The sequence below is a fragment of the Rhodosalinus sp. K401 genome (genome assembly GCF_041365735.1).
Lineage (GTDB): Bacteria > Pseudomonadota > Alphaproteobacteria > Rhodobacterales > Rhodobacteraceae > Rhodosalinus.
Genome location: NZ_JBGFSI010000003.1, coordinates 280,621 through 304,251, shown reverse-complemented (window position 1 = coordinate 304,251; position 23,631 = coordinate 280,621). Strand labels below are relative to the sequence as shown.

The 23,631-nt window shown below is 66.5% G+C and carries 24 protein-coding genes; 11 read left to right on the top strand and 13 right to left on the bottom strand.

The genetic code is table 11. From position 1 onward, the window contains the following. Positions 1-192 precede the first annotated feature (192 nt). The 8 genes from AB6A66_RS05755 to AB6A66_RS05720 all read right to left on the bottom strand — a co-directional run bounded on the left by AB6A66_RS05755 (position 193) and on the right by AB6A66_RS05720 (position 5,712). Positions 193-777 carry a hypothetical protein gene (locus AB6A66_RS05755; protein ID WP_371055132.1) on the bottom strand — a complete coding sequence of 195 codons (585 nt, stop codon included), beginning with the start codon at positions 775-777 and terminating at the stop codon, positions 193-195. 129 nt (positions 778-906) lie between these two features. Further along, a complete protein-coding gene (locus AB6A66_RS05750) occupies positions 907-2,268 on the bottom strand; it encodes a hypothetical protein (RefSeq protein WP_371055131.1) in 1,362 nt (453 codons plus the stop codon). Positions 2,269-2,345: 77 nt separating this feature from the next. After that, on the bottom strand, positions 2,346-3,107 hold the full coding sequence (locus AB6A66_RS05745) for a hypothetical protein (protein WP_371055130.1): 762 nt from the start codon (positions 3,105-3,107) through the stop codon (positions 2,346-2,348). Next, positions 3,104-3,685: a hypothetical protein gene (locus AB6A66_RS05740; RefSeq protein ID WP_371055129.1), complete on the bottom strand. Its 582-nt coding sequence runs from the start codon at positions 3,683-3,685 to the stop codon at positions 3,104-3,106. Before AB6A66_RS05740 ends, AB6A66_RS05745 begins: the two co-directional genes overlap by 4 nt. Before the next feature lie 354 nt (positions 3,686-4,039). Continuing rightward, positions 4,040-4,261, bottom strand: a complete 222-nt coding sequence (locus AB6A66_RS05735) for a hypothetical protein (RefSeq protein ID WP_371055128.1) — start codon at positions 4,259-4,261, stop codon at positions 4,040-4,042. Further along, entirely contained in the window at positions 4,254-4,520 is a 267-nt protein-coding gene (locus AB6A66_RS05730; protein WP_371055127.1) for a DUF5659 domain-containing protein, read from the bottom strand. Before AB6A66_RS05730 ends, AB6A66_RS05735 begins: the two co-directional genes overlap by 8 nt. A gap of 24 nt (positions 4,521-4,544) precedes the next feature. Continuing rightward, a complete protein-coding gene (locus tag AB6A66_RS05725; protein ID WP_371055126.1) occupies positions 4,545-5,315 on the bottom strand; it encodes an ImmA/IrrE family metallo-endopeptidase in 771 nt (256 codons plus the stop codon). 43 nt (positions 5,316-5,358) lie between these two features. Beyond that, entirely contained in the window at positions 5,359-5,712 is a 354-nt protein-coding gene (locus tag AB6A66_RS05720) for a helix-turn-helix domain-containing protein (protein WP_371055125.1), read from the bottom strand. Positions 5,713-5,892: 180 nt separating this feature from the next. Between AB6A66_RS05720 and AB6A66_RS05715 the strand changes: the two genes are divergently transcribed. Both AB6A66_RS05715 and AB6A66_RS05710 read left to right on the top strand, forming a co-directional pair. Continuing rightward, entirely contained in the window at positions 5,893-6,498 is a 606-nt protein-coding gene (locus AB6A66_RS05715) for a hypothetical protein (RefSeq protein WP_371055124.1), read from the top strand. A gap of 337 nt (positions 6,499-6,835) precedes the next feature. After that, a complete protein-coding gene (locus AB6A66_RS05710) occupies positions 6,836-7,309 on the top strand; it encodes a pyridoxamine 5'-phosphate oxidase family protein (RefSeq protein WP_371055123.1) in 474 nt (157 codons plus the stop codon). Between the two features lie 294 nt (positions 7,310-7,603). Here AB6A66_RS05710 and AB6A66_RS05705 read toward each other — a convergent pair whose 3' ends face one another. Then, entirely contained in the window at positions 7,604-8,413 is an 810-nt protein-coding gene (locus AB6A66_RS05705; RefSeq protein WP_371055122.1) for a helix-turn-helix domain-containing protein, read from the bottom strand. 117 nt (positions 8,414-8,530) lie between these two features. On the opposite strand from AB6A66_RS05705, the gene AB6A66_RS05700 reads away from it, so the two are divergent. The 5 genes from AB6A66_RS05700 (at position 8,531) to AB6A66_RS05680 (ending at position 16,196) form a co-directional block, all read left to right on the top strand. Beyond that, a complete protein-coding gene (locus AB6A66_RS05700) occupies positions 8,531-10,552 on the top strand; it encodes a CocE/NonD family hydrolase (RefSeq protein ID WP_371055121.1) in 2,022 nt (673 codons plus the stop codon). Positions 10,553-10,664: 112 nt separating this feature from the next. Beyond that, a complete protein-coding gene (locus AB6A66_RS05695) occupies positions 10,665-12,209 on the top strand; it encodes an ABC transporter substrate-binding protein (RefSeq protein WP_371055120.1) in 1,545 nt (514 codons plus the stop codon). Positions 12,210-12,267: 58 nt separating this feature from the next. Further along, positions 12,268-13,209, top strand: a complete 942-nt coding sequence (locus AB6A66_RS05690; RefSeq protein ID WP_371037530.1) for an ABC transporter permease — start codon at positions 12,268-12,270, stop codon at positions 13,207-13,209. Further along, positions 13,196-14,134 (top strand): ABC transporter permease, encoded by a 939-nt coding sequence (locus AB6A66_RS05685; protein ID WP_371055119.1) that lies wholly within the window; start codon positions 13,196-13,198, stop codon positions 14,132-14,134. The genes AB6A66_RS05690 and AB6A66_RS05685 overlap by 14 nt, the downstream gene beginning before the upstream one ends. Position 14,135: 1 nt before the next feature. Next, positions 14,136-16,196 (top strand): dipeptide ABC transporter ATP-binding protein, encoded by a 2,061-nt coding sequence (locus tag AB6A66_RS05680; RefSeq protein ID WP_371055118.1) that lies wholly within the window; start codon positions 14,136-14,138, stop codon positions 16,194-16,196. Positions 16,197-16,258: 62 nt separating this feature from the next. Here AB6A66_RS05680 and AB6A66_RS05675 read toward each other — a convergent pair whose 3' ends face one another. After that, positions 16,259-16,990 carry a DUF1194 domain-containing protein gene (locus AB6A66_RS05675; RefSeq protein WP_371055117.1) on the bottom strand — a complete coding sequence of 244 codons (732 nt, stop codon included), beginning with the start codon at positions 16,988-16,990 and terminating at the stop codon, positions 16,259-16,261. Positions 16,991-17,174: 184 nt separating this feature from the next. On the opposite strand from AB6A66_RS05675, the gene AB6A66_RS05670 reads away from it, so the two are divergent. Next, positions 17,175-17,492, top strand: coding sequence for a hypothetical protein (locus AB6A66_RS05670; RefSeq protein WP_371037526.1), 318 nt, complete (start codon positions 17,175-17,177; stop codon positions 17,490-17,492). A gap of 124 nt (positions 17,493-17,616) precedes the next feature. On the opposite strand, the gene hisD is transcribed toward AB6A66_RS05670, so the two are convergent. Continuing rightward, positions 17,617-18,924, bottom strand: a complete 1,308-nt coding sequence (gene hisD / locus AB6A66_RS05665; protein WP_371055116.1) for a histidinol dehydrogenase — start codon at positions 18,922-18,924, stop codon at positions 17,617-17,619. An 86-nt stretch (positions 18,925-19,010) separates the two neighbouring features. Between hisD and AB6A66_RS05660 the strand changes: the two genes are divergently transcribed. Then, a complete protein-coding gene (locus AB6A66_RS05660; protein WP_371055115.1) occupies positions 19,011-19,961 on the top strand; it encodes a LysR family transcriptional regulator in 951 nt (316 codons plus the stop codon). Between the two features lie 130 nt (positions 19,962-20,091). On the opposite strand, the gene AB6A66_RS05655 is transcribed toward AB6A66_RS05660, so the two are convergent. After that, positions 20,092-20,853 (bottom strand): alpha/beta fold hydrolase, encoded by a 762-nt coding sequence (locus AB6A66_RS05655; RefSeq protein WP_371055114.1) that lies wholly within the window; start codon positions 20,851-20,853, stop codon positions 20,092-20,094. 82 nt (positions 20,854-20,935) lie between these two features. Between AB6A66_RS05655 and AB6A66_RS05650 the strand changes: the two genes are divergently transcribed. Beyond that, positions 20,936-21,304, top strand: a complete 369-nt coding sequence (locus AB6A66_RS05650; protein WP_371037522.1) for a hypothetical protein — start codon at positions 20,936-20,938, stop codon at positions 21,302-21,304. 51 nt (positions 21,305-21,355) lie between these two features. Here AB6A66_RS05650 and glyA read toward each other — a convergent pair whose 3' ends face one another. After that, positions 21,356-22,651 (bottom strand): serine hydroxymethyltransferase, encoded by a 1,296-nt coding sequence (gene glyA / locus AB6A66_RS05645; protein WP_371055113.1) that lies wholly within the window; start codon positions 22,649-22,651, stop codon positions 21,356-21,358. Positions 22,652-22,815: 164 nt separating this feature from the next. Between glyA and AB6A66_RS05640 the strand changes: the two genes are divergently transcribed. Next, the gene (locus AB6A66_RS05640) at positions 22,816-23,577 is read left to right on the top strand and encodes an NAD kinase (protein WP_371055112.1); all 762 of its coding nucleotides are present in this window, start codon (positions 22,816-22,818) and stop codon (positions 23,575-23,577) included. Positions 23,578-23,631 lie beyond the last annotated feature (54 nt).

Below are 23,631 nucleotides of genomic sequence, written 5' to 3'. Positions count from 1 at the left end.
GGGCGGCGATCAACTGGGCCGCCATCATGCCCTCCAACTCGTCCCTCGGCGAAATGCCTGCCAACGCTGCCACGGTCGCGCTTAGTTGCCGGTCCTGTTCGCCTGCATTGGAGTTCTTTACCCACAGGGCTTGGACCGCTTGGTTCGCGAGCGTGTTGTTCCAATGGTCCGACTGTGAGCCGCCGATGGATTTCAGCGCGCCCTTTTGATCTTCTGGATCGTTCGCGACCACGGTCTTGGCTTCCTGCTCGCCCTTCGCCCTGCGCTTCGCCATGTCGTGTTGCTCCTGTCTTTGATCCCCATCGCCGCGAGGGCATCCGTTGCCTCGGTTTTCCTGCGTTCATGCCAGTCCTCCCAACATCGGTGATGCAACCAGGCATGGCCTACCGCCTCGGTTCCAAAAGGCACGAGAGGCCCGTGGGAACCCTCTGCCTGACCGCACCAGAGGCACTGGTCCGGTGACGAGCGGACGGGATGGCGGTTCAGCCATTCCGTCACGCAACAGGCATGGGCGAGCGCCTCGGCGGCCTGCCGGGACAAGCCGCCGTCGAACTCGGCGATGGCTGCGCGTTCGTCGTAGACGGCGCGCCATTCATCCGCAGGCCAGTCTTCATCCTGAGCGAGGAGGATCGCGATCACACCAGCCTTGTGCTGTGCGAGGAGATCCAGAATGTTTTTCGCCGGCTGCGCCGGTGCAGTCAGCACCAGGTCCTGTCCATCGACGCGCAGATCCAGACCTGCCGTGCGGGCCGCTGCAAGTGCATCAGCCGCGCTCATAGCCGTGCCCCCCAACCGCCTGTGGCCCTTTCGTCTGGACCAGATTGAGGAGCGCCGTTTGCGTCCGCACCGTCCGCTGCGGCCGTTTCCTTTGGTTTCAGAGGCTTGGCTAGGACGCTCGGTTCATTTTCACCGTGCTGATCGTCCGCACTGCTCGCCAGCGTCCGCGCACTGCTGTCGGCGAAACCATTGGTGGTCTCTCGGCTTGTGCTCGCTTGCGGACGCAGCGGACGTTGCGGACGGTCGGGTCCGCGCATCATTCTGGTTCGCTTGCGTCGCGGTCGAGGTGATCCGTATGATCCGGGTCCGCGCCCGGCCCTCCCTCTCGAAGGACAGCTCGATGCCGACCTTCCGCAGGAAGGTTGCGGCACGGCGAAGCCGCCCGGACAATGCACGTGGACTGTCGGGCCAGGTCTTGGATTTGGCGATGCGCTCCCCCGCTGCCTCTGCGATGGCGCCCAGAAGATCCGAAGCTGTTCCCGTCCACTCCGTCCGCTCAAGCATCACTGCGCGCACGGCAGCGGCGACGGGATCGGCGTCGATCACGCCTTCCACCGCCTCGTTTCGGTTGCCGCAATACGCTGACCAGAACGTGCCCGTGGGCCAGAGCGCCGTCTCGCAGGCCGAGGCCCATAGCGCGAAATCGGCCATGCGCGGCAGCTTCGGCAGCTTGGTATCCGGCAGGCGCCGCAAACCTTCGGCCACAGCATCCAGAAGCACACCGAGAATGCGGGGACGTTCCGCCTCGAAGGCCGCCCAGAGTTCCGCCTCCGGGCGGCGGCGGTCTTCGGGGATCGCTTCGAGCGTCAGGAACACTGCGCGATCCGCGAGATCGGGCCGGGTCACGATGTCCTCGATCCCGTTCAGGATCACCGGCCGCGCCGCATCGAAGAGAACCTCGTCCTGATCGGTGTAAAGCTGGCGCACCGCGAACCCACCGCCGGTGGCGAGGCGGCAAAGCGTGTCCGAGATCCATGCCGGCAGGCCCGAGACGTTGTCGAAGGCCAGAACGTGACCGTTGCTGGCGGCGATGAACAGGTCGCGGTCTTCGCGCGGCAGGGCGCGCAGCGGCGCCGTATTCGGGTCCAGGAGCGCCCTCAGCACCGCGGAGAATGTGGATTTGGCTGAACCTTGTTCACCCGAGAGGACGAGCGCGGGATAGGGTCCCCGGTCGCGAAGGACTGCGATTGCCCATGCCACCACCAGGACGAAATCCTCGTTGGATTTGACGTTCAGGAAGTTCCGCAAAGTCTCGACCGAACCGCCGCGGGTCGGAATGGGCAGCGGCTGCACACCAGAGGCACGGCGGAACCTGACCGGCGGCGTTCCGACCACCCGCCATCCCGCGGCGTCGATCTCGACCGCCCGCCAGGCATCGTCGCCAAGGTCCAGATAGAGTCGGCCCTCGTGGCCACCGACACGGATGAAGACCTGCCGTTCCGGTCCGTCGAAATGTGCCTTGGCCTCGATCACGTTGAGCGCAGCCTGCAACGCCTCCGAACTCGGCGCGCCACCGGTCTGCTCGAAGAATTGCCGGGCCAGCCAGCGGCAGCAATGAGAGCCTCGGACTAAATGGGGTATTTCAGGACAACGTTCTCGACGAGGTCTTCGACGAAGTCGATAACCTTGGTCCGAGTTATCGTGATGCCAGATGGATGAGCCGACGAATTCCGGGTCCCCAATTTCTGCTCAAGGATCTTTCGAACATCGTTTGAAACTATACCTGCACTCCTACAGAATTCGATGAACTTCCCCTCAGGTATCTCGCTAAAGTCGTCACGTTGGGCGATCGCGCTGACCTTCACGCGCTTGTCGGTGTTCTTCGCTAATGCTGCGTTGAACTCGGTCAGCTTGTGTTTGAGGATAAAGTCAAAAAGGTGATTGATTGCAAGAATCCAGCCCATCACAATCGTGGCGCGGTTAGCCCCCGTTTCAAAACAGTCAATTGTTTCCTTGAGGAATTCCTTTGCAGAACCTGCAGGAACCTTGTGCTCCAATGAGCGGAGCGTTACACTCGTCTGCACGGTCGTCGTTTCGGCACCAAGTTTCTTCGACAGTGCTTCGCGCATGTGACGCTGCAGCTTGTAGCCGCCATTGGCCTTCACATACTTCTGCGGTTTGGTCTTCAAACCCTCGGAAAGCCGGGCGGCTGTTCCTTTCGGCGCGGTCAGGTCGCAGTCGATGAAGCACTGCTCGACCTGCTTCGGCGTTGCGCTCTCCTGTCCGAGCTCAACCGTCAGGAAATAAACGAACAACTCGATGAGCGCCCCTTGAGACTGTAAACCTGCGTCCTCTATGGAACCGTAGAAGCGATTGACAGCATCTATCATTCATCGCCCTTCTTCTTCAGGTCGAACTCAAAGTGATTGTTGCCCTTCGTGGTGATCGTGATGTCTTCGGCTGATTCGAAGTTAATAAACCCCTTCTTGCTAGAAGTGTCGCGGAACGCCTGCGCGAATGCCCCGGGGGGCTTCTCTTTCACATCCAAGAAGCAAGTGTAGACTTGGTCGGTGTTCGGACTTTGGATTTGGAGTTCCTCGGTCAGGAACTTGAGAAAAATCAAAATTCGCTCAGGTGCGTTAGCGGGCGAGTACTGCCCGTAGAAGGCTGCAAGCTTTGATGTATCGAGTTCCTTGTCGCGCTTCGGCGCATCCGCGCTTATAGAGACCGTGGAATTGTCCGTTCCGGCCGGTTTCTTGCGTGTTGCCGTCCGCCGTTTCGGCTTGCCCGCGCCAGGGCCAACATCCCTCGACTGAGGTGAATTGACCTCCGCCAGCGGCGTGGATGGGGGCGTACCGGCACCTGACAAACGATCCTTGAAGTCATCATAGACTGCTTTCACAAAATCCACATCGCCTTCGACATCAACGATACCCTGCGTCAGGTTGATATGCAGTTTGGTTTGCATTGTGCGCCCTCTAAATAGTGCCTGCTACCTTGCACCGCACAACATATGCGCGCCGCAGCTTTCTTGCAAGCTCCGCTTGCAACCTTGCGGCGCAAGCAAGCACGCCTTGCGGTTTACCTTGCCTCATCGGGCGTGAGGTCGCGCCCGAGGCGCGGTTGCCAGACCGCGCGGGTCCGGTCGATCAGGTTTTCAGCCTGCCTGCTCTGTGCTGTCTTCACCGAAGATCTCACGGGTGGTTCCTCGCCGTCCCGTGCCCCTGATCTCCGGCCTCGGATTCACACCGATAACGCAGGATCGTATCGTCATTTGCATCTTGGGCGTCCCCATCTCAGGGATCACCGTTATCGCGCAGCCTCAGCGCGGGAGTTCGTCTTCAGGGATCGTGAACTTGTGGGACTTGCCCGCCTCGATCACGAGTTCGCGCCGGTTTCCCTTGCCGACCGCGCTCGACACGGTGGCGCGGAAGTGACCGTGGCTCAGGCCGTCGAGAACGATCTTGCCAATCTGGTCGAGCGCCTCGCGAAGCTGAGGGCCGCAGGAGGCTTGGGAGGAGGTGTGGCTGGATTTTTCAAGCATTGTGCAGCAGCGCCTTCATGTCCTTGATGGTGGTGGAAAACGCGAGGGGCGTCACCGTCGCCCCGTCGCCGTAGAACGAAAGCACGTCCTCGCGCCGGGACGGGCGGTCCCGGAAGACGAACACCTTGCGGCGTCCCTCGGCGCGCAGGTCGAGGAGTTCGTATCCAGTGCAGCGCAGGAAACAGGCGAGGTAGAAGTCGCGGGTCTCAAACCCGTCGCCCCGCGCCACTACGCTAGATTTCGCCTGTTCACTTGACACTTTACAGTCTCCTCAAAAGGGGGGTCAGTTACCCGCGAGAAGCCGCTGCAGCGGCACGGTGCGATGCAGAAGCCCCAGTTTCTCCAGTCGGATGCGCATCGCGATGGGCGATACCAAGAACCGCTCGGCGAGCGGCTTGCAGAAGCGTTCCAATGCCTCGTCGTCCGTCTCGCATTCCAGCATCTGTCCGCTCAACTGAAAGCCGGATTTTGGGATCTCGACGAAGGAATGTTCGATCGACGTCTTCGGCTGGAGCACGCGTGGCTTGCGGTCGGGGAAGAACTCGTCCCATACGGCGAATACCATCTTGCGCGGCATCAGCAGGCAGGAAGCGTAGAAGTCGGCCTGCCACTCCACCCGCTCCTTTGCCTGGCTCGAACGGCAGATGAATTTCGGGGCACTGTCGCCGTCAAAGAGCGACGCCTGCGCCGTATCCTCCACGATCAGGTGTTGATGCAGACGCCAGTGCCCGCCACCCTCGTGCGCCACAGTGAAGCGATAGCGGCCTTCGCGTGACGGGTTCTCATCGGGATCGAGAGTCTCGTCGATGAAGATGCTGCCGTCACCGTAGATCGCGCCAAGGATGTCGGTCTGCCCGCTTTCAGGCCGCGGGATATTGTGGCGGGCGTGAAGGTCGTCGAACTCGATGCGGAGCTTGAGGTGCTTCTCGACGATGTCCTCGACCGGGATCGGCGGTTCAAGAACCATTCCCCGTGCATGCTCAAATTCCGCAAGCAGCGCGGCGGCGTCGCGCTCGATGGCCTCCTCGGCGAGATAGGGAACATGTCTGCTCATCTTTCATCCTTCATCTGCATCGATAGGGTGCCGGGCCGGTTGTTCAGTCGCCTCTGGTCTTTCTTGCCTCTGCCGCGAGCCGCGCAATCTCGTCTCGAGTCATGCCGCTGGTCGTCCGGAGAAGCGCCGACACCTCGACCGGCGCCCGCTTGATGATGTCGGCGAGGTCCGAGGGCATGCGACCCGCCAAGGCCAGCAACTCGTCGGGATCGCACTCGATGATCTGCGCGATGGCCCTGACCTTGTCCTCGGTCGGCGGCGTGAACTCGTCCCGCTCGACCTTCGACAGGTAGGTCGGGCTCACCCCGATCTTTTTGGCCATTTCGCGCAAGCCGATCTCCCTTGCCTCGCGTTCCCGGCGAACGAATGCGCCGAACTTCAGACCTTCAGCGGTCATGGGTGCCTCCCCTGTTTAGTGGATAGGTAACACTTTGCTGGGCGCTTGTCAATATGTAGTGGTGTTCGCTTCCATGACAGCTGTATGCGGCATCTCCGCGGCCAGACTAACCCGACGCCCGCACCCTGATTGTTCTGAGTCGTCTATCTCTTAGACTTCACTCAGAAAGCCTCAGATTCGATGGACGAGACACGGGCCAACGGGAAGCGAGCGAAAAACATGGATAGCGTAGCAATTGCGTTTGAATTGATGCGAATGGAACTCCAAGCCGAGGTCGAGAATCTGAATTCCGAAGGCGCAAAGTTCTTTCGTGCATCGGAATATGCTGAGGCCGAGGACCTGATCAAGAAGGGAAAGGCGCTGCAGGCATTCGTCGAAAAGGTTCGGGCGCTTGAGTTAGAATGGGAGAATTCGTTTGCCGCAGATGTGGATGCGGAACCAGAAGATGCAGTCGTCGAAGAGGCAGCACGAAAAATTCTTTCGGGTTCCAAGTCACCGAAGACGGGACTTCTTGTCCGCTTCCCGAACAGGGAAGTGTTTGCAAAGGAGAAGGCGGCTGACACACTTGTTGCGGTTATTCAGCGCGCTGGGATGGAAGCGGTCGAAGCAATCGGAATCATGGTCAACGGCGAGAACATCGTGTCCCGAACGCCCTCAAAAAAATACTATGAAGCTCGCGTCCCACCATACTTTATCAAGACACACAGCAACACGATGCAAAAGAAGCGAAACATCGAGCAAATATCAGAGGCACTCAACCTCGGCCTCCAGGTCGAAATTATCTGACGGCCTGTTTATGCCCCCCAGTTGAGATCGTGGCTCTTCTGTAGGAGTTGTCGAAACTCCGGCTCCGGCGCCGCGCACATGGTTCTATACGTGTTCAGGAACGGCAGCCATGACATCCGGATATCTTCGGATCGCTGACGCAAACATGCGCCCGGCACCGGAATAGCGCCCGTCGAGGCGTTTCGGCGTGGCGTGGGGCGCCTCCGGCCGCTGCCCCTTGACCCTTGCCCGAGAAGCCGACACCCTCACACGCCGCAAGCAAAGGGCGGGCGCGCGCCGCTGCACCGACAGCGTGCCGCGCCATTCGATTTCTCACCACAGGGCAAGGAAAATCCTGATGGCAGATACGGAACTCAAGCAGGAATTCTGGAGCCGTCTCGACGACGTGCGCGCCGGTCTTCTGGCGGCGGATGGCGAAAGGCCGGTGCCGATGTCGCCGATGCCCGAAAAGGACGCGAACGCGATCTGGTTCATCACCGCCGCCGGTTCGGCGGCCGACCGGGCGGCGAAATCCGGCGGCGAGGCGTCGTTCCACGTGGCCGACCCCAGGGCGAATTTCTACGCCAACGTCTTCGGCAAGCTCGAGGAAACCAACGACGCCGCCAAGCTCGATGAACTCTGGTCCGCGATGGCCGCGGCCTGGTTCCCCGATGGCCGTGACGACGACGCCGTGCGGCTGGTCAAGTTCACGCCCCACGAGGGCGAGATCTGGGCCACGGAAGGCGGCGCCGCGTATCTCTACGAGATCGCCAAGGCCAACGTGACCGACAAGATGCCCGATGTGGGCGTGCATGGACGGGTCGTCTTCTGAACCGGCTGCCGGCAGCGCCGCTGCCGGCATCGCGCGACATTTGAAAGCGGCCTCCGCCGCGCTGGCAGGGGCCGCTGCCCGGCTTGCAGCGGGTCTCGGGGATCTTCTTCGGCAGAGGTTTTCGTGGGGCGCGCCGTCCTTGGCTCGATCCAGAGCGCCGGCCCCGGGAGCAGTTATCCAGATACCGGACCGCCTCCCGGCAACCGCGGATGTGTTTCGAGGAAGGGCGCCGCGGGGAGCGACCGTGACTCCGGTCGAGACGCGGGACCTCTCTCGCGCCGCGCTGCGTGCGGTTCAGGGTTCCTCGACTTCCAGCACGTGGCCGCCTTCGGGGATCCTGTTGCGGATCATCTCGGGCACGCCTTCGGGGATCTCGAGCGCGTCGGGCGCGAAAAGCCCGCAGCCGTAAAGCGCCCGCTTCACGTCGACCTGCTGGCCGAGATGCTCGAGCATCGCGATCGACGCGCCGGGCTTGCGGCCCCGGCGGGTCGGCCCGCCGGTCTGGATACCCGTCAGCCGGCCGATCCGGCTGTGATAGCTGGGATAGAGCGTCATCTGCGTGATCGAGTTGGATTGCATCGCCTCGTATTCGACGATGTAGATCCGGTTGGTCAGGAAGAAGACCGCGCCTTCGTACTTGCTGATGGCATCGGCCGGGCCGCGCCCGTCCTCGCGGATGAGTTCGAGGTTCTTCCAGTAGCAACGCCCGTCGACGTGATAGATGCGCGCAAGGGATTTCGTGATCCGCCCGGGCTTCCCGAAAGAGTAGAAATAGCGGAAATAAAATCCGTCATAGCGGCGCAGGCTTCCGCTCGCGCGCATCAGGCGTTCGAGATGGGCCATGGGGCCGTCGAGCGCCGGGGACGCGAAGGGCTGTGTGCGCACCGAGGCGAGGCTGCGCAGCTGCGACGCCTCCGAGACGATCTCTCCCTCGGTCACGCCGAAGAAATCGCATATCCGGCGCATGTTGGCCCGCGACGGGCGCGACTGCCCTGAGAGATACTTGTTGAATTGCTGGCGGTTGATGCCGAGGCGGCGGCACACCTCCGCGATCGATGGATAGTGCGAGCACAGGAAGGACAGGTTGTCGGCGAAATCATCCATGACCGCGCATTTAGCGCATGGATGCGCAAAAAGTGTCAATCCGCGAAAGGGCGCGAAATTGCGTCGCACCCCCGCGCATGCTTGTGTGAATTGAAGGCAGTTAGCGGAGCGTCACGCATGAAGATCGTCAGATCCTTCCCGCACGCGGTGCGGGAGATCGAGCATACCGAAATCCCGATGCCGGACGGCTGCCGCCTCGCGGCGCGGATCTGGATGCCCGAGGGGGCGGAGGACGCCCCGGTGCCCGCGATCCTCGAATATCTTCCCTACCGCAAGAACGACTTCACCGCCGAGCGTGACGCCACAATGCAGCCCTATCTTGCCGGTCACGGCTATGCGGTGGTGCGCCTCGACCTGCGTGGCGCGGGCGACTCGGAAGGGGTGATGCCGGATGAATACCTGCCGCAGGAGTTGCAGGACGGCGTCGATGCCATCTCCTGGATCGCCGACCAGCCCTGGTGCGACGGCAATCTCGGCATGATCGGCATCTCGTGGGGCGGGTTCAACGGGCTTCAGGTCGCCGCGCTTCAGCCGCCGGCGCTGAAGGCGATCGTCACGCTGTGCTCGACCGACGACCGTTACGCCGACGACGTGCACTACATGGGCGGCTGCCTTCTGGGCGAGCAGCTCTCCTGGGCGTCGATCATGTTCGGCCGCAACACGCTGCCGCCGGATCCGCGCCATGTGGGCGAGCGCTGGCGCGAGATGTGGAAAGAGCGGCTGAAGGGGAGCGGCCTCTGGCTGAAGAACTGGCTCGAACACCAGACCCGCGACGAGTTCTGGAAGCATGGCTCCGTCTGCGAGGACTGGTCGAAGATCCAGATCCCCGTCTACGCGGTCTCGGGCTGGCCCGACGGCTACTGCCGCGCGGTGTTCCGTCTGATGGAGAACCTCCAGGGTCCGAGGAAGGGCCTCGTCGGTCCCTGGGCGCACCGCTATCCGCATATCGGTGAGCCCGGCCCGGCCATCGGCTTCCTGCAGGAAGAGCTGCGCTGGTGGGACCATTGGCTGAAGGACAAGGACACCGGCATCATGGACGAGCCGATGCTGCGCCTTTACCGGATGAACAGCGCCGAGCCCGCGGGCCATTACGAGGTCCGCCAGGGCGCCTGGATCGCGGAGCCGTCCTGGCCCTCCCCTAACGTGGAGCGCGCGGAATTCCGGCTGGGCGCCGACCACAGCCTGTCACGCGAGGCCACGGCGCCCGACGGGGTGCTGGAACATTCCACCCCGCTCGATGTCGGGATGGCCTCGGGCAAGTGGTGCGGCTATTCGAAGCCGGGCGACGCGCCCCTCGACAAGCGCCGGGACGATGCCGGGAGCCTGACCTTCGAGACCGCACCGCTCGAGGACCCGCTCGACATCGCGGGGGACGCGCAGGTCGTGCTCGAGCTTTCGGTGGACCGGCCCGTGGCGCAACTCGCCGTGCGGATCGGCGACGTTCATCCCGACGGTCGGTCCACCCGCGTCACCTTCGGCGTGCTGAACCTGACCCACCGCGACAGCCACGAGCATCCCGAGCCGCTGGAGCCGGGCAAACGCTACAGGGTCACCGTGCCGATGAAGCATGTCGCGCAGCGGTTCCGGCCCGGGCACCGCCTCCGCCTCGCGATCTCGACGAATTATTTCCCGATGATCTGGCCCGCGCCCGAGAAGGTGACGATCTCGGTCCACACCGAGGGCTCGCGCCTCGTCCTGCCGCTGCGCCCGCCGGTTCCCGAGGACGACGCGCTCCCCGCCTTCGAGGCGCCGGAGGCCGCGCCGCCTCTCGAGAAGGAGGTCCTGGAGGCGCCGGAAGAGTACTGGCAGATCGTCGAGGATGCGCGCACCGGGGAGATGGAAATGCGCCTTGCCGAGGGTGGCGGACGGGTGCGGATCGCCGGCAACGAGCTGACGACCTATTCGCAGGGTTACGAATCCTACCGGGTGCGGCCGGGCGACATCACGTCGGCCGTCGGGGACGTGCGCTGGCATTACGCGCTGGAGCGCGGCGACTGGAAGATGCGCAGCGAGACCGAGACGACGCTCACCGCGGACGCGACGCATTTCATCGTCAAGGCACGGGCGCGCGCCTGGGAGAACGACGACCTCGTGCACGACGAAAGCTGGGACGAGCGCATTCCGCGGCAGTTGGTGTGATGGCGCGAAAGCGCGCAGGCACGACGCATGACCGCCTCGCGGCGGGCCACGGATCGCGTGGCGGATCCATTTTTGCCTGTTGAACCTGAAAACAAATACGGGAGGACTTCCAATGACACGTTTCACCCAGACAAGACGCGGGTTCCTCGCCTCGACGGCGGCCGCGGGTGCCGCGGCGGTGCTGCCGTTCAAGGCGGCGGCGCAATCCTCGGGCACGCTGCGGCTGCGGATCGACGGCGATCTCGACGTGCTCGACCCGGGCTTCATGACCGGCGGCATCGAGATCGAGGCGCAGAAGCAGTGTCTGCCCTTCCTCGCCCAGTACAAACGCGAGGGCGACACCGTCACCTGGGAGCCGACCTATTTCGTCGACACGCTGGAACAGCGCGACGCCACCCACATCGACTTCACCGTGCGCGACGGGCTGGTCTGGTCCGGCGGCTACGGGCCGGTGACGGCGGCGGACGTGAAGTATTCCTATGAGCGGATGACCTCGAGCGACTGGTCGGGCTATTTCGAGGCGCTCGACCGCGTCGACGTCACTGACGAGCGGTCGGGCACCATCGTGCTGAAGGAGCCCTTCGCGCCCTTCATCATGGTCACGCTCTGCCACGGCCCCGGGGCGGTGCTGTCGGAAAAGGCCATGAAGGATGTGGGCGAACGCTTCACGACGGAGTTCCCGGCGATCTGCGGGCCCTACAAGCTGGACCTCACGCCCGGGCAGCGCGCGCTCTATACGCCGAACCCGGACTGGACCGGGCCCAAGCCGGCCTTCGAGCGGGTCGAATGCCCGATCATCGGCCAGGTGAAGGCGGCGGAACTGGCCTTCGAGGCCGGGGAGCTGCATTGCACGGAGGTCGCGGCCGACACGCTCGCGCGCTACAGCGCGAACATGCCCGACGGCGCCGAGATCACCGTGGGGGGCGAGCTGCAATACATGTGGCTCGGCATGAACACCCAGAACCCCAAGCTCGCGGACCTGACCGTGCGGCGCGCGATCCAGCACGCGGTGGACGTGGACTCGATCCTGCAAGGCGCCTATTCCGGCACCACCGAGAAATCCTACGGCATCGTCTGCCCCGGCCTGCTCGGCAAGCGCGACGCGACCAAATACTACCAGTACGATCCCCAGAAGGCGCGCGACCTTCTGGCCGAGGCCGGGATCGCCGGGCTGGAACTGACGCTGCGTACGCTCAACACGCAGGAGCGGATGCTGGCCGCCCAGATCATCCAGGCCAACCTCGCCGGCATCGGCATCACGGTGAAGGTGCTGCCGCTCGACTCCGGCCCGTTCTGGGAGATGGGCCAGGAAAGCAAGGGCGACACCTGGCAGGACCTGGAACTTTGGCTGATGCGGTTCGGCACGACGCCCGACCCCTACGAGGCGACCCAGTGGTTCACCTCCGACCAGGTCGGTGTCTGGAACTGGGAGCGCTGGACCTCCGAGGAATATGACCGCCTCTATGCCGAGGGCACGCGCGAGACCGATCCGGCCCGGCGCGAGGAGATCTACCTGCGGATGCAGGACATCATGGAGGAAACAGGTGCCTATGTCTGGATCAACCACGAGCCCGAGGCCTTCGTGCATTCCAGCGACGTCGTGGTAAGCGCGGCGCCCACGGGGGAACTGGACTACCGCCGCTTCGTGCGGGCGTGACACACCGCGCCGCCCCGGGACGCGATGCCGGGGCGGCGCCCGAAGCCCTGGGCGCAAGATGATCTACCTGACGAAACGGCTGGGCCTGTCCGCCGCGGTGATCCTTCTCGTGGTCGCGGTGCTGTTCTCGCTTCTGCATCTCATACCCGGCGATCCGGCGACGATCGCGCTGGGCCCGCGCGCGACGCCCGAGGCGATCGCCCGCTACGCCGCGAAGATGCACCTGGACGAGCCGGTCTGGACGCAATTCCTGATCTATGTCGGCAACGCGCTGACGGGGGATCTGGGCGTGGATGTCTTTTCCGACCGCCCGGTGGCCACGATCATCGGCGAGCGCCTGGGCTTCACGCTCGCGCTGGTGTGCGCCGGTCTCGGCTGGGCCGTGCTGCTGGGCGTTCCGCTGGGCTGCCTGGCGGCGGTGCGGCCCAACACGGCGCTCGACCGGGTCACGGGGCTTCTCTCCGTCGGGACCATCGCGGTGCCCTCTTTCCTGGTGTCGATCTGGGCGCTTCTGATCTTCGCGGTGGGGCTGGGCTGGCTGCCCGCGATCGGCGCGGGCGAACCCGGCGATCTGGGCGACCAGCTCCGCCATCTCGTCCTGCCCGCCTTCGCCATCGGGCTCAGCTGGGTCGGCTATCTCGCGCGGATGGTGCGCGCCTCGATGCTCGAGGTCATGGGCGAGACCTACATCCGGTCCGCCCGCGCCTTCGGCCTGCGCCCGCGCCGGGTGGTGTTCGGCTACGCGCTGCGCGTGGCGATCCTGCCCACGGTGACGCTGATCGGCATGGGCTTCGGCGGGCTGATCTCGTCGACCGTCTTCGCCGAGATCATCTTCGCGCGCCCGGGCCTCGGCAAGCTCATCTTCGACGCCGTCATGGCGCGGAACTTCCCCATCGTGCAGGGCGGCGTGCTGGTCGCGACCGCGCTTTACATCGTCGTCGTCCTGCTGTCCGACCTCATCGTTGCCTGGCTGGATCCCCGTGTCCGTGAAACGCTCTGAAATGGAAACCGGGCTGCCGCCCGTGGACGCCAGCCGCCTTCCCGAGGACGCGCTGGAAGATACCATGCGCGAATCCGCCGCCCGCGAGCGGCGCGAGAAGCTGCGCATGTTCCTGACCAGCTGGCAGGGCATGACGGGCCTCGTACTGGTGCTGGTCTTCTTCGCCTCGGCGATCTTCGCGCCGTGGCTCGCGCCCTACGATCCGAACGCGCTGAACATTCCGGCCCGCCTTTCCAGCCCCACGGCCGAGCACTGGGCAGGCACCGACCAGCTTGGCCGCGATACCTTCTCGCGCATCCTTTACGGCGGGCGCGTCGCGCTGAAGATCGCCGCGATCGGCGTGTCGGTCTCGCTGGTCGTGGGGCTGATCCTGGGCATGATGGCGGGTTTCGGCCCGCGCTGGCTGGACAATCTTCTGCTTCTGCTCTTCGACACCGTCCGGGCCTTCCCGACGATCATCCTCGCGCTCGCCACGGTCGCGCTGACCGGCCCGAGCCTGGAACTGGTGCTGGCCATCGTCATCATCACCTCCATCCCGCAATACGCCCGCGTCGCGCGCACCGCCACGCTGTCGTTGAAATCCGCCGATTTCATTATCGCCGAACGCTCCCTGGGCGCCTCGACGCCGCGCATCCTGTTCCAGCACGTCATGCCCAACGTCGTCGGCCCGCTTCTGATCCTCGCGGCGATGGAGGTGCCCGTGGTCGTCACCGTCGAGGCGGGGCTGTCGTTCCTGGGGCTCGGCGTGCTGCCGCCGACGGCGAGCTGGGGCACGATCCTGAACGAGGGCTACCTGGTGATCCGCGACACGCCCTGGATGGTGATCGCGGGGGGCGTCCCGCTGATCCTGACGACGCTCGGCTTCACCTTCCTGGGCGAGGCGCTGCGCGACATCTTCGATCCGCGCATGGGCAAGGGGCGCTGACATGGCGAAAGACACGACCGGCGACGAGGCCACGCTGCTCGACATCCGCAACCTCTCGGTGGATTTCCGCACGCCGCGCGGGCGGGTGAAGGCGCTGCGCGACGTCAGTTTCGCGGTGCCGCGCGGGAAATTCGTGGGCGTCGTCGGGGAAAGCGGATCGGGCAAGAGCACGGTGCTCTGGTCGATCCTCGGGCTTCTGGCCGGCAACGCGGAGGTGACGTCGGGGCAGATCCTCTTCGGCGAGCGCGACATGCTGCGCCTTTCCGAAGAGGCGATGCGGGCCGCCCGCGGCGAGGAGATCTCCGTCGTCTTCCAGGATCCGATGACGAGCCAGATCCCGGTGCTGAGCTATGCCCGGCAGATGCGCGACATCCTCTATCGCCGGCGGGGCATGTCGGCCGCGGAAAAGCGCCGACGCGGCATCGCGATGCTGGAAAAGGTCGGCATCCCCGACCCGGGCGAGCGCGTCGATCAGTATCCGCACCAGTTCTCCGGCGGGATGCGGCAGCGGGCAGGCATCGCGATGGCGCTGCTGACCGAACCGAACCTGCTGCTCGCGGACGAGCCCACCACCGCGCTCGACGTGACGATGGAGGCGCAGATCATCCATCTGCTCCAGGAGCTTCAGACCGAATTCGATGCGACGGTCGTGGTCGTTTCGCACAACCTCGGGTTGATCGCCGAGCTCTGCGACCAGGTGGTCGTCATGTATGCCGGCGAGGTGGTGGAAACCGGCGATGTGCGCAGCATCTTCCATGCCCCGCAGCACCCATACACCCGTGCGCTGCTGGAGTGCGATCCGGCGCGCATCGCCGAGCGCAGCCGCCGGCTGCCGGTGATTCCCGGCGACATTCCGGACCTGACGCGCCCGCTTGGCGGCTGCATCTTCGCCGACCGCTGCCCCCGCGCGATGGAGGTCTGCCGGGCCGAGACGCCGCCCGATCACGCCACGCCCGCGGGGGGCATCGCCCGCTGTCACCTCGTCGCCGGACCGCACGCCGATGCCGCGTGGCCGCCGCCCGCCGACGTCGCCACCGTCCGCGCGGGCGAGGGGGGCGGCGCGCGCCGCGCCTCGCCCGACGCGGGCACCGCGCCGGTGCTCGAGGTCGAGGACCTCAACGTGCGCTTTCCCACCATGGGATCGCTGAGCGCGCGTCTGAAGGGCGTGAAGGATCCCTTCGTCGATGCCGTGCTCGACGTCTCGCTTTCGGTGCGCGAGGGCGAGACCGTGGGCCTCGTCGGCGAAAGCGGTTCGGGCAAGACGACGCTGGGCAGGGCGGTGCTCCATCTCGTCGCCTCGCAGGGCGGCAGCGTCCGCTTCGGCGGCGAGGAGATCCGCACCATGCGCGAGGGCCGGTTCAAGCCGTTGCGCCGCGACATGGCGATGATGTTCCAGGACCCGGTGGGCTCGCTCTCGCCGCGGAAATCGGTGCGTGCGCTCATCACCGAGCCGTTGCAGATCCACGGCATCGACACCGATCTCGACGCAGAGGCCGAGCGCCTCGCGGGGCTCGTGCGCCTGCCCAAGGCGTTCCTGTCGCGCTACCCGCACGAGTTGTCGGGCGGGCAGGCCCGGCGCGTCGGCGTGGCCCGCGCGCTTGCGCTCAACCCGCGGCTGATCATCGCCGACGAGCCGACCGCGGGGCTCGACGTCTCGGTGCAGGGCGAGATCCTGAACCTCATGGCCGAGCTTCAGGCCGAGCACGGGCTGGGTTACCTCGTGATCACACACAACCTGCCCGTGGTGCGCCACATCTCGGACCGGCTGGCGATCATGTATCTGGGACGCATCGTGGAGCAGGGCGACGCCGAGGCGATCTTCGCCGAGCCCGCCCACCCCTATACCGAGGCGCTGGTGCGCGGCGTGCCCCAGCCCGATCCGGACCGGCGGCGTACGCATGTCTCGATCTCGGGCGAGGTGCCGAGCCTCGTGAACCGACCCACGGGATGCGATTTCGTGGGCCGCTGTCCCTACGCGCAGGAGCGCTGCCGCATTGAAAAGCCCCGGCACCGCGTCCAAGAAGACGGCCGCGTTCACGCCTGCCATTTCCCCCTGAGATAGCAGCGACGGCCCCGGATGGACGGTCGCGCCCCGGCTGTGCCGGGGGCGCGGTCCCGCGCTGCTCAGCGCGCGGCGATGGCGGGGCCGTGGCGGCCCGAGGGGCCGGAAATCTCGAGGATCAGCTTGCGGCGCACCGCGTCGGCGAAGCTGTCCATGCCCTCCGCCGTCACCACGAACGCGCCGGGCCCGCCGATGATCCTGTCCTCGTAGAGCCGTTCGAGGTCGGCGCCGCCCCCCGCTCTCCCCGAGCAGAAGCGGCAGCGGATCGCGAGCGCATTGATGGTCATGCCCGCGGCCAGCACCTCCTCCCGCGCGGCGGAGATGGGCGGACCGGAGTAGTTGTTGGCGCTGTCGCCGGAAAAGTCGATCACCTTGCGCCAGCCGTCGATATCGTTCTCCTCGATCAGCCGCTTGCCGGCTAGCAGCGCCGAGCCGATCGCGTTGCGGCCGTAGGCCATGCGCGGCGGCTCCATCAGCGCCTCGGCGAAGCGCGCGGCGCTCTCTGCGCCGGCGATCACCGTCCAGGGCACCACGACGCCCTGGCTGTCCGCGGCGGCCCACTCCACATAGGTGACCGCGATGCTGCCATAGGCGGTCTCTGCGATGGCGCGCAGCACGGCGGGATCGACGATCGCCTCGGCGTAGCCCCGGCGTTGAAACAGGATTTCATCGCGGTCGATGGACCCCGAGGCATCGGCCAGCAGCACGAGCTCAAGGTCCACCTCCTGCGCGGCGGCGGGCGCGGCGACAGCGAGGGCGGCGGCGGCGAGCCAGCCGGAAAGGAAGTGGCGCATGGGGGCCTCCGCTTCGGGTTGCCCTCTGAAAGGTGCTGCAGCTTGCCCCTGCGTCAAGACATCGCTGCCGCGCACGGGCCGGCGGCGTGATCCCGCGTTGAAATTCCGGACGCGCCTGCGCATTATGTCGCCACAAAAAAGAGGGCGCTTCCGGCGCCCCGTTCAGCATGAGGCGAAGAGGCAGATGAAAAAAATCGGTGTCGCCGCTTGCGCGGCGTTACTCATGGTTTCGGGCGTGACCTCCACCGCTGCGGGTCCGCTTCAGCGCGGTTGCCTGCAATCGGACCGTCCCGGCGCGACGCGCTCCATGTGCGGGTGCATCCAGGCCGTGGCGGACGGGATGCTGAAGCGCGGCGACCAGCGCAAGGCGGCGCGCTTCTTTCGCGACCCGCACAGCGCGCAGGAAATCCGGACCTCGCGAAGCCAGCGAGACAAACGTTTCTGGCAGGAGTACAGGGCCTTCGGCGACCGGGTGGAGCAGGTCTGCTCGGCCTACCGCTGAGGATCCGCATCGCGGGGCGAGGCGTTGGCAGCCCGCCGCGCGGGCGCCCCGCCACGGCCGGCGCGCAGGGCGGCCCGGGCGCCCGTGCATGATAGCATGGCCGCGACCGCAAGGCGGCGGCGCCTCAGGTCACCTGCCCTTCCCGCGCGAGGTCGATCGCGCGAGCGCCCGTGTCCAGCCGGATTTCGGCGGCGCGGGCGTGGGCCTCCATGCCCTCGCCCCGCGAAACCGCGGTTGTGGCGCGGACGAGCTCGGGCAACGCTTCGCTGGTGGCGCGCTGCCACGTCACCACCTTGAGGAACTTGTGGGCTGAAAGGCCGCCGGTGTGGCGGGCGGCGCGCCCGGTAGGCAGCACGTGGTTGGGGCCCGCCGCCTTGTCGCCGAAGGCCACGGTGGTATCGGCGCCGAGGAAAAGCGAGCCGTAGGCCGAAAGACGCGCGCGCCACCAGAGCAGGTCCACGGCCTGGACATGCAGGTGTTCGGGCGCGTGGGCATCGGCGGTCGCGGCCATGTCCTCGCGGGTGTCGCACAGGATCACCTCGCCCATCGCGTCCCATGCCGCGGCCGCGGCGGCCCGGTTCAGCTCGGGCAACGTGGCGACGCAGTCGGGCAACAGCCGCATCACCGCCTCCGCCAGCGGGCGGTGATCGGTGACAAGCCAGACGGGCGATGTCGCGCCGTGCTCGGCCTGGCTTATGAGGTCCCAGGCGACCGTGTGCGGATCGGCGGTGGCGTCGGCGATGACCATCGAATCGGTCGGTCCGGCGACCATGTCGATCCCGACAGGTCCGAAGAGCTGCCGCTTCGCCTCGGCCACGAAGGCGTTCCCCGGACCCACGAGGATGTCCGCCGGACGCGCGCCGAAAAGCCCTTCGGCCATCGCCGCCACGGCCTGCACGCCGCCGAGCGCAAGGATCCGGTCCGCGCCGGCCAGGTGCATGGCGTGAAGCACCGCGTCGGGGATCCCGTCGCCGCGCGGCGGCGAGGCGGCCGTGACATGGGTCACGCCCGCGGCCTTGGCCGTGGTGATCGTCATCAGCGCCGAGGCGATGTGCGCATAACGGCCGCCCGGCACATAGGCGCCCGCCGCGGCAAGCGGGATCAGCCGTTGCCCGGCGACGAGGCCGGGCCGCAGTTCGGTCTCGAATTCCCTGATCGAGGCGCGTTGCGCCTCGGCGAAGGCGCGGATGTTCGCGTGCGCATAGGCGATCGCGTCCCGCAGGTCGGGGTGCAGCCGCGCGCCCGCTTCCGCCGCCGCCTCGGGCGGCACCACGATCTCGTTTTCCCAGCCGTCGAGCCTGCGCGCGTAGTCGCGGACCACCTCCTCGCCGCCCGCGCGGATACGGGCGAGCATGGTCCGCACCGTGTCGGCGACGTCTGCGGCGGCATCGGGCGCAAGGCCCGGGGCGGGTTTCAGGGCGACAGGTGGCATCGGGCGACGCTCCTCCGGGGTTGACGGCCGAAAGGCCGAGTTTCACTAAAGGCGAATGTGGCGCGGCGCGCGCCCGGAGGCGGACCATGGTGACGAAGGGGGTGACCCTGCGGGGTCTGGAGGTGTTCGAGGCGCTGGCCGCGTCGGGCTCGGTCGCCCGGGCATCGGCGCTGACCGGCCTCAGCCAGCCCGCCGTTTCGCAGCAGATGAAGAACCTCGAGGCGGCGCTGGGCGTGGAACTTCTGGATCATGCCCGCAGGCCGATGCAGCTGACCCCGGCGGGGCGAAGCTTTCTTGCGCGGACCCGCGAGGTGCTCAGCCAGCTTCGCCTGGCGCAGTCCGAGCTGACGGTGATGGACCTCGCGCATCTTTCCACGCTGACGCTGGGCATGATCGACGATTTCGACAACGACATCACGCCGCGCCTCGTGACGCTTCTGGCCGAAAGCATGACGCGCTGCCGCTTTCGCCTGATCACGGCGCCGAGCCACGAGATAAGCGCCGACCTGAAGGCGCGGCGGCTCAACCTCGCCGTCGCGGCGAGCGCGGGCGACTCGATCGAGGGCGTTCTGGAATACCCGCTGGCGCGCGACCCCTTCATCCTCGTCACGCCGCGCGGCCCGAACGAGGGTGCGGCCGCGCTCGATCGGCTGCCGCTTCTGCGCTACGACCGCGACCAGTTGATCGGGCGCATGATCGAAACGCATCTGAAGCGCCACAAGGCCGAGTTTCCGGAGCGCTTCGAGCTCGGCGCGCACCAGGCGCTGATGGTGCTGGTGGCACGCGGGGTGGGCTGGGCGCTGACGACGCCGCTGGGCTACATGCGCGCGGCGCGCTACCACGACCGGATCGCGGCACACCCGCTGCCCTTCGCGCCGTTTGCGCGGACCATCTCCCTTTTCGCGAGCGCGGACTGGGCCGACCGGGTCCCGCGCGACATCGCGCGGACGGTGCGCGAGCTTCTTCAGGCGCAGATGATCGACCCTGCGCTGGCGCAGTTGCCCTGGCTGGAGGGCGAGTTGCGGGTGCTCGACTGACGGACGCATGGCTTTCCTTCGGGATAGTCGCCTGTAGAGTCCCGTGTGCGCGGCCGCTGGCAAGCCTTCGTCGCCAAGCTTCATGAACAAAGATGGCGAGTTTTCGGAAAACCGAAACTATGCAGGTGGATCAGGCGTCGAGAAAAGCGCGGATCGCGGCCTCGAACTCCCGCGGCTTCTCGGCGTGAAGCCAGTGTCCGGCGCCGGGAATCCTCGCGAAACGCGCGGCGGGGAAGAGCGCCTTGATCCTGTCGCGGTGCTCGGGGCGGACATAGTCGCTCTCCCCGCCCGAGAGGAAGAGCGCCGGCCCCTCGAAGCGCCCGGTCACATCCTCGGGAAAGCCAAGGATCAGATCCATGTCGCGGTCCAGCACGTCGAGATTGAGGCGCCAGCGCCTGCCAGCCACGTCGAGCGCCTGCGTGAAGAAGGACACGAGCCGCGGGTCGTCCAGACGCGGGGCAAGCTGTTCGGCCGCGTCGGTGCGCCTGTCGACCCGCGACATGTCCACCGCGCGCATCGCGGCGATGTTGTGGGCCTGGCTGTGGTGGTAGGGCACCGGCGCGATGTCGGCCACGACGAGCCTGCGGACGAGGGCGGGCCGGGTGAGCGCGAGAACCATCGCCGCCTTCCCGCCCATGGAGTGGCCCACGACATCGGCGGGAGCGCCCCGGGCCTCGATCACCTCGGCAAGGTCGAGGGCCATGCCGGGGTAGTCATGGCGCTCGGTCCAGGGGCTTTGCCCGTGATTGCGCATGTCCACCGTGATCACCTGCCCGCGGTCGGACAGGCGCTTGGCGATCGCGCCCCAGTTCCGCCCCGAGCCAAAGAGGCCGTGGGCGATCAGAACCGGCGGGGCATCGCCGGCTGTGCCATGAAGCTGGGTGGCGAGCATGGCACCTTGGTAGCCGTGTGCGCGGGGCTTGGCCAGAGGCCGGCGGATGGCTAGGGTCGGCGGCCGGAACCGGGGGGGCGGGATGGCGGACCACGCGGACATCGCGGCGAAGACGGCGCGGCTCGAGGCGCTGCTGGGCGAGAAGCTCGGGCTGACCGATGGCCCGCTCTCGCGGCGTGTCGCGCGGGCCCGGCGGCGGCTGCCCGCGGGCGTCCACGCGCAGCTTGCGCGCGTCGCGCGCGCCGCCGAGGCGGCCGGCCATCCCCGGCTGGTCCGCCAGATCGACGACGCCGCGCTGGAGCGCGCCTACGCCGAGGCCGTCGCTCACCTGGAGCGGGTGAACCCGAATGATCGGCGTATCGGCATGTTGCTGGACGTCGCCGCGACGCTGATCTTCAACTTGGCGCTCTTCGCGCTGCTTCTCGCACTGGCGCTGCGCTGGCTGCGATGAGGCGGGCCGCGCCGTGGCGGCACCCCGGGCAGGGCGCCGCCGCGCGATGTCTCAAATCCCGGGATAGATCGGGAAACGCGCGCAGACTTCCGCGACTTCGGCCTTGACCTTGGCCTCGACCTCGCCGTTCGCGTCCTCGCCATTGGCGGCGAGCCCGTCCACGACCTCGATGATCCAGTCCGCGATCTGCCGGAACTCGGACTCGCCGAAGCCGCGGGTGGTGCCGGCGGGCGTGCCGAGGCGGATGCCGCTCGTCACCGCGGGCTTTTCGGGATCGAACGGCACGCCGTTCTTGTTGCAGGTGATGTGCGCGCGTCCCAGGGCCTTCTCCGTGGCGTTGCCCTTCACGCCTTTCGGGCGCAGGTCGACGAGCACGACATGGGTGTCCGTGCCATGCGTCACGGTGTCGAGCCCGCCCTTGATGAGCTGATCGGAGAGCGCCTGCGCGTTCTTCACCACGTTTCTGGTGTAGGTCTTGAACTCGGGGCGCAGCGCCTCGCCGAAGGCCACGGCCTTTGCGGCGATGACATGCATCAGCGGGCCTCCCTGAAGGCCGGGGAAGACGGCCGAGTTGAACTTCTTCGCGAGCGCCTCGTCGTCGGTGAGGATCATGCCGCCCCGCGGTCCGCGCAGCGTCTTGTGGGTGGTCGTCGTCGCGACATGGGCGTGCGGGAAGGGCGAGGGATGCTCGCCCGCGGCCACGAGACCGGCGAAATGCGCCATGTCGACGTGAAGATACGCGCCCACCGCATCGGCGATCGCGCGGAACCGGGCGAAGTCGATCTGGCGCGGGATCGCCGAGCCGCCGGCGATGATGAGCTTCGGCTTGTGCTCGTGCGCGAGACGCTCGACCTGCTCGTAGTCGATCAGGTTGTCCTCGCGCCGCACGCCGTATTGCACCGCGTTGAACCATTTGCCCGACTGGTTGGGCGCGGCGCCATGGGTCAGATGCCCGCCGGCGTCGAGGCTCATGCCGAGGATGGTGTCGCCCGGCTGGAGCAGGGCAAGGTTGACCGCCTGGTTGGCCTGGCTGCCCGAGTTCGGCTGGACATTCGCGAAGCCGCACCCGAACAGCTTGCAGGCGCGTTCGATCGCGAGGTTTTCGGCCACGTCGACCCACTGGCACCCACCGTAGTAGCGCCGGCCGGGATAGCCTTCCGCATACTTGTTGGTGAGTACGGACCCCTGCGCTTCCATCACCGCCGCCGAGACGATGTTCTCGGACGCGATGAGCTCGATCTCGTCGCGCTGGCGGGAAAGCTCGCCGGTCACGGCGGCGAAAAGCTCGGGGTCGCGGGACGCGAGGCTTTCGTCGAAGAAGCCGGAGTCGCGGTGCGGGGCGTTCATGGCGGTCCCTCCTCAGTGGCGTATGGCTTGCTTTCCTATCGGAAACGGAGTGTCGCCGAAAGCCCCGGAAGCGACCATGTGTCGGATCGGCGCGGCACTGCTGGCGCTTTGGGGAAAGCTGTGTTCTGTCTCGGAAACATACGCCCATCATCGGGAATCCGCGAATGGCCCTGAAGCTCGCCTTCACCGCGTCGGACATCGAGGTCGCCCAGGAGGCGCGGGCGCGACTTGCGGCACGCTATGGGGATGCGCCCGAGGACGAGGCGGAGGTGATCGTCGCGCTGGGGGGCGACGGTTTCATGCTGGGCACGCTGCATCGCACGCAGCATCTCGCCGCGCCGGTCTACGGAATGAACCGCGGCACGATCGGGTTTCTCATGAACGAGTACGGCGAAGAGAGGCTCGCCGATCGCATCGCCGCGGCGGAGGAAACGGTGATCAATCCGCTCTCGATGCGCGCGCGCTGCGCCGACGGGACGGTGCAGGAAGCGCTCGCGATCAACGAGGTGTCGCTTCTGCGCGCGGGACCGCAGGCCGCGAAGCTGCGAATCACCGTGGACGGGCGGCTCAGGATGGCCGAGCTGGTTTGCGACGGGGCGCTCGTGGCGACGCCGGCGGGGTCGACCGCCTACAACTACTCCGCTCACGGCCCGATCCTGCCCATCGGATGCGACGTGCTGGCGCTGACCGCGATCGCGCCCTTCCGTCCGCGCCGCTGGCGCGGCGCGTTGCTGCCGAAACGCGCCGAGGTGCGGTTCGACGTTCTGGAGCACGACAAGCGCCCGGTGATGGCCGATGCCGACTCGCGCGCGGCCTACGACGTGGTGCAGGTGGACATCCGCTCCGAGCCCGGGATCAACCACAGGCTGCTCTTCGACCCGGGCCACGGCCTCGAGGAACGCCTGATCCAGGAACAGTTCGTCTGACGGCGCGAGGATCCTTCGATCGAAGGATCCTCGCGCGACGGCTGCCGGTGGGGA